Below are 5,059 nucleotides of genomic sequence, written 5' to 3'. Positions count from 1 at the left end.
GCGGTACCGAAGGCGCCGGGTGCTCCGTGAACTGGCTGCCGCGCGGCGGCATCGGCGCCGGGGCCTCCTGCGCGACGGGCGCCGGGGCGGGGAGCGTGTGCGGCGCCTCCTCCTCGACGGGGACGGGCGGGGGGAACGGGGCCGGGAGGGGTGCGGGTGCCGGGAGCGGCTGGGGCGCCTCCTCGACGGGAGCCGGGAGCGGCGCGGGCGCCTCCTGTACCGGGACGGGCCCGGGCTGCGGCAGCTCCGGCGCCGGATGCTCCGCCTCGGGCCTCGGCATCGGCTTCGGCGCGGGGGGCGCGTGGTGCGGGGCCGGCGGAAGGGGGTGCTCGGCCTGCGGCTGCGGGGGGTGCTGCGGCCTCGGCTCGGGCTTCTCGGGAGCCGGGTGGTCGTCGCACTCCTCCTCGCCGGAGTCGCCGGAGTCGCCGTAGCCGCCCTGGTGCGGGGGGCCGCCCTGATGGGGGCCCTGCGGGGCCTGCTCGGAGCCGACCTCGTCGTGCCGCTCCCCGTAACCGCCTTCGTCGTGCCGCTCGTCGTGCCGCTCCTCGCGCTCGTCGAGGTACTGCGCGAAGGCCTCCGCCTGCTCGGGGCTGAGGTAGCGGTCGTAGGCGTGGTCGTGCGGGGCGTCGGAGCCGGTCGTGGTGGCGCACTGGTTGCCCATGGCGGGGTTGAGGCCCGCTGCGGCGTCCGCGGTGTTGCCGCAGACGTTCGGTGCGAAGGTGATCGGTACCGAGACGCTGTTGCCGGCCAGCACCCCCGGTGAATGCGAGGCCTCGGCCATGGCCCCGGGGTGCGCGTACGCCGCGCCGGTCGCGATCGACAGCAGGCTCGACGCCGCGGCCGCGGTGAGCACCCCCTTGCCCAGTACCTGTCGGCTCAGTACCTGTCGCATGGGTCCTTCCCTGTCTACCGGCTCGGCGGCCGGTGCTGAATCGAAGGTGGCCTCGGAGTGCACCGCCGTGCACTCCGAGGCCACCCCGAGGAGGTCTGCCCTTGCGGGCGCAGGCGCTTCGTCAGGCGTTGACGCAGGTGTTGCCGAACGCGGGGTTCAGCAGCGCGATCACGTTGACGGTGTTGCCGCAGACGTTGACCGGGATGTGCACCGGGACCTGGAGCAGGTTGCCCGAGAGGACACCCGGGGAACCCACGGCCTTGCCGTCGGCCACGGCGTCGGCCAGCGCGGGGGAGGCGGCACCCGTGGCCATCAGAACGCCGGCGGCCAGCACCACTGCCTTCTTGTACGTCATTTTTTTCGATTCCTTCCCGCAGAGGCGTATCCACTGCAGAAATAACAACGAGTGGGTGGTGGAAAAGAAACCGGGTATTTTTGCGAGCTGTCCGTCAATTCACTCAGTTGCTCGGGCGTCCCGAATTCTGACCGGATTTATCCGGCAGCTCTGCCCGTTATTTCGGCCCCGACATGCGGCGAGGCCGCCGCGACCCGAAGGTGCGACGGCCTCGCTGGCGCGGGGCGCTGGGTGCTATCAGCTGCCGGCGGAGGCGTTGCCGGACAGGACCGGGATGTTGCTGAGGATGTGCGAGAGGGCCTCGTCGCCCTTGGCCTGGGTGGAGTTCTCGGTGCACTGCTGGTTCTGCGGGCTGGACAGGACGGGGATGTCCTGGACGCCGACGTTGACCAGGGCCAGGACGGACTGGACGTTGGCCTTGGCCGGCAGGGCGATGCAGGGCTTGTTGAAGGAGCCCTGGATGAGCGCCATCTGCGGGCTCATGTTGCCGTAGGTGGCCTGGTTGCCGTAGATCTGCGAGGCCCCGTTGCCGTTCACGGTGTTGATGCCGTTGTCGTTGCCGATGGCCATGGCCTGCGGGGCCATGGCGGCACCCAGACCGACGAACGAGGCGGCAACCGCTGCGCCGGCCGCAAGCTTCTTGATCATGATGGTCCCTCTTTTGCAGGATTGCCCGGTACTCAAGCACCCGGATCAACGGCGCGACCGGTGTTTGGGTTGCGTGTCTTCACCCGGATGCCGAAGTTTCGGGCGGCACGGTTGACGTCAGGCGTTGACGCAGGTGTTGCCGAACGTGGGGTTCAGCAGCGCGATCACGTTCACGGTGTTGCCGCTTTTCCTTTCCGTTCGAACAATCTTGCAAGCGATAACGACCCTCCTGACCCGAGGGTGCGTGGTATCGCTCAAAAGGCCGTATGGGCGAGTCCGGCGTGATTTCCCGCCGGAGTTCTGACAAGGTTCACTCCTGTTTTGTCCCCTTGATCGAAAAATGGAGACGGGGTCATGGGTTCCTCCCGCAGAATCCTCGGCACGCTCGGCTTGCTGTCCTGCCTCGTACTTTCGGCGAACGTCCCCGTGGCCGGTGCCGCGGCGCCGCCGGGGAAGCGACCCCCTCTGGTCAAAGAAGCGCCTCGCGTTCCCTTCACCCAGCGCTACCAGGCCGTGCAGCACGGAGGCCTGGTCCGCGCCTCCAACTCCTCCATCGGCTGCCGCAGGGAGCAGACCCCGCAGGCCGAGCCATGCGCAGCGATCAACAAGGGCGCGGCCGGGACCAACGGCGACTTCGAGATGTTCTACGACGAGGTCGACAAGGACCCGGACACCTACAACTCCACCCGGGCCGAGCTCAAGGTCCCCCAGGGCGCGAAGGTCTCGTACGCCCGGCTGTACTGGGGCGGGAACCTACGGGTGGGCGAGCAGAAGCCGCCGGAGGACAACGGCCGGGTGCTGGTCGCCGAACCGGGCGGCGCGTACAAGGAAGTGCTGGCCGACACGGTGATCGGGCACCACAGCGACGACCGCGGGGACGCCTACCAGGCCTCCGCCGACGTGACCCCGCTGGTCCGCAAGGGCGGCGCCGGGATGTGGACGGTGGCCCAGTTGAACATCGCCATGGGTCACTCGGACATGGGTGCCTGGGGCGGCTGGACGCTGGTGACGGCCTACGAGCACCCGCAGGAGCCGGTGCGCAGGGTCTCGATCCGGGACGGCTTCGAGCCGCTGGCCGCGGGGGCCGGCGAGGCGGCCGGCGAGACGGTGGAGATCGCCGGCCTGGACGCGGCGCCCGGCGCTTCGGGGCGGGCCGGGGTGGTCGCGTACGACGGGGACCGCGGGACGCTCGGGGATTCGCTCACGGTGACCGCCGACAGCGGGCGCCGGATCTACCTGAGTGACGCAGAAAATCCTTTTAATGATGTTATGAATTCCACGATCACGGAATTCGGGCATCCCTCATTCGTGCGACAGCCCGAACATATGAACAATCTCGGATATGACGCGGACGTGTTCGATCTGAGTCCCGCCCTGTCCGCCGGCGCCCGCAGCCTCACCTTCGGATTCACGGGTGAAAGCCAGGGCCAATTCCTCGGTGTGCTCTTCGTTCAGACAGACGCACGCCGCTGAACGCAGGAGACCACTCCACGTGCCCACGCAGCCTTCTCCACCGTCTTCCTCTCCGTCCCCCTCTCCCTCCCCGTCCACACCGTCCCCGCCCTCGGCCGCCCGGCCCCCGACGGTCCTGCACCTCGTCCAGCCCGTCGAGGGCGGGGTCGCCCGGGTCGTCGTCGACCTCGTCCGCGCCCAGTCCGCCGCCGGACTGCGGACCGTGGTCGGCTGCCCGCGCGGCGGACAGCTGACCGAAGCCGCCCGCGAGGCCGGGGCCGAGGTGCTCACCTGGCGCGCCGGACGGGCCCTCGGGCCGGGCCTGGCCGCCGAAGTGCTCGGCGCCCGCCGCTTGATCGGGCGGGTCCGGCCCGACGTCCTGCACGCCCACAGCGCCAAGGCGGGGCTCGCCGGGCGGCTCGCCGTGCGCGGCGCCGTCCCGACCGTCTTCCAGCCGCACGCCTGGTCCTTCGACGCGGTCGGCGGGGCCACCGCCGCGCTCGCGCTGCGCTGGGAGCGCTTCGGGTCCCGTTGGGCCGACCGGGTGCTCTGCGTCAGCGAGGCCGAACGCCGCACGGGCGAGTCCGAGGGGATCGCGGCCCGCTGGTCGGTGATCCGCAACGGCGTCGACCTCGGCCATTTCCGTCCGGGCGACCCGGACCCCGTACGGGACAAAGCTCGGGCGCGCGCCGAACTGGCGTTGCCCGCCGCCCTCCAGGGCGACGGACCGCTCGCCGTCTGTGTCGGCCGGGTGTGCCTGCAGAAGGGGCAGGACATCCTGCTGCGGGCCTGGCCGGAGCTGCTCGGGGCCGTTCCGAGAGCCCGTCTCGCGCTCGTCGGCGACGGCCCCGACACGGAACGGCTGCGCCGCACGGCGCCGCCCGGAGTGCACTTCGCGGGGGCCGTCCGTGACATCCGACCGTGGCTTCGGGCCGCCGATCTCGTTGTACTGCCGTCGCGGTGGGAAGGCATGGCCCTCGCGCCGCTCGAAGCCATGGCCTGTGGCCGCCCGGTCCTGGTCTCCGACGTCAGCGGTGCCAGGGAGAGCCTGCCGCCCGGCCAGGCACGTCTGTGCCTGGTGGAGCCGGAGGACCCGACGGCGCTGGCCAAGGCCCTGGCAGGGCTGCTCGCCGAGCCGCGGCTGCTCGCCGAACTCGGGGAGCAGGCCGAGCGGCACGCGCGGACGGACTTCGACGTGCGGCGGACCACGGACGCGGTCACCGGTCTGTATCACGAACTGCTGGGCAGGCCCCGGCCCTTGAACCAGGAGCGCATCAGCCGATGACGATGGACAGCGCACCCGCCCGGCACACCGGGCAGGGCGGCACGGGGCCCGCCGGAGGCAGCACCAGCGCCGGCATGACCAGTACCACGACCGGCAGCACCGGCATCAACACCACCATCAGCACCACGATCAGCACCGGCATCAAGGTCGGCCTGAACGCGGGCACCACCGCCACCGCTGCCGGCCCCACCGCCGTCCGCCGTTCGGTGACAGCCATCCACCCGCCGCGCGGCCCCAAGACCGACCAGGCGCGAACGGCCGTCCGCCCGCGGCGCGTCCGCCACCGGGACGGGGTCCTCCCGCTGCTCGCCGCCGACGCGCTGGCCGTCGTGGCGACCGCCGCCGCCCTGCCCGGGCTGGAGCTGCCGCGCCAGGCGGCCGCGCCCCTCGCCGTTCTGCTGGTGGCCCTGCACGCGCAGGCCGGGCT

Annotated in this window: 6 protein-coding genes and 1 pseudogene; 3 read left to right on the top strand and 4 right to left on the bottom strand. The window is 71.5% G+C overall.

Annotation, left to right across the window (positions count from 1 at the left end; genetic code table 11):
• The 4 genes from J7E97_RS24105 to J7E97_RS37095 form a co-directional block, all read right to left on the bottom strand.
• Positions 1–892: chaplin (locus J7E97_RS24105; RefSeq protein ID WP_215030957.1), on the bottom strand; the 892-nt coding region annotated here is incomplete at its 3' end.
• A 121-nt stretch (positions 893–1,013) separates the two neighbouring features.
• Entirely contained in the window at positions 1,014–1,247 is a 234-nt protein-coding gene (locus tag J7E97_RS24100) for a chaplin (RefSeq protein WP_215030955.1), read from the bottom strand.
• Positions 1,248–1,484: 237 nt separating this feature from the next.
• Positions 1,485–1,895 (bottom strand): rodlin, encoded by a 411-nt coding sequence (locus J7E97_RS24095; protein ID WP_215030953.1) that lies wholly within the window; start codon positions 1,893–1,895, stop codon positions 1,485–1,487.
• Positions 1,896–2,012: 117 nt separating this feature from the next.
• Positions 2,013–2,153 carry a chaplin gene (locus J7E97_RS37095; RefSeq protein ID WP_251055050.1) on the bottom strand — a complete coding sequence of 47 codons (141 nt, stop codon included), beginning with the start codon at positions 2,151–2,153 and terminating at the stop codon, positions 2,013–2,015.
• A 96-nt stretch (positions 2,154–2,249) separates the two neighbouring features.
• On the opposite strand from J7E97_RS37095, the gene J7E97_RS24085 reads away from it, so the two are divergent.
• From J7E97_RS24085 to J7E97_RS24075, 3 genes and pseudogenes are all read left to right on the top strand, one after another.
• On the top strand, positions 2,250–3,368 hold the full coding sequence (locus J7E97_RS24085; protein WP_308346779.1) for a DUF3344 domain-containing protein: 1,119 nt from the start codon (positions 2,250–2,252) through the stop codon (positions 3,366–3,368).
• A 115-nt stretch (positions 3,369–3,483) separates the two neighbouring features.
• Complete coding sequence (locus J7E97_RS24080) at positions 3,484–4,632, top strand: glycosyltransferase (RefSeq protein WP_251055051.1); 1,149 nt, start codon at positions 3,484–3,486, stop codon at positions 4,630–4,632.
• Positions 4,629–5,059, top strand: a pseudogene (locus J7E97_RS24075) (hypothetical protein); the annotation flags it as partial. The gene J7E97_RS24080 and the pseudogene J7E97_RS24075, both read left to right, overlap by 4 nt.

It is taken from the genome of Streptomyces sp. ISL-66 (assembly GCF_018614135.1).
Taxonomy (GTDB): domain Bacteria; phylum Actinomycetota; class Actinomycetes; order Streptomycetales; family Streptomycetaceae; genus Streptomyces.
This window is presented reverse-complemented; position numbering and strand designations above follow the sequence as displayed.

Bases quoted from the DNA above. Each gene is read 5' to 3' on its own strand.
- J7E97_RS24100 (WP_215030955.1), bottom strand. From the start codon at position 1,247: ATGACGTACAAGAAGGCAGTGGTGCTGGCCGCCGGCGTTCTGATGGCC.
- J7E97_RS24095 (WP_215030953.1), bottom strand. From the start codon at position 1,895: ATGATCAAGAAGCTTGCGGCCGGCGCAGCGGTTGCCGCCTCGTTCGTC.
- J7E97_RS24085 (WP_308346779.1), top strand. From the start codon at position 2,250: ATGGGTTCCTCCCGCAGAATCCTCGGCACGCTCGGCTTGCTGTCCTGC.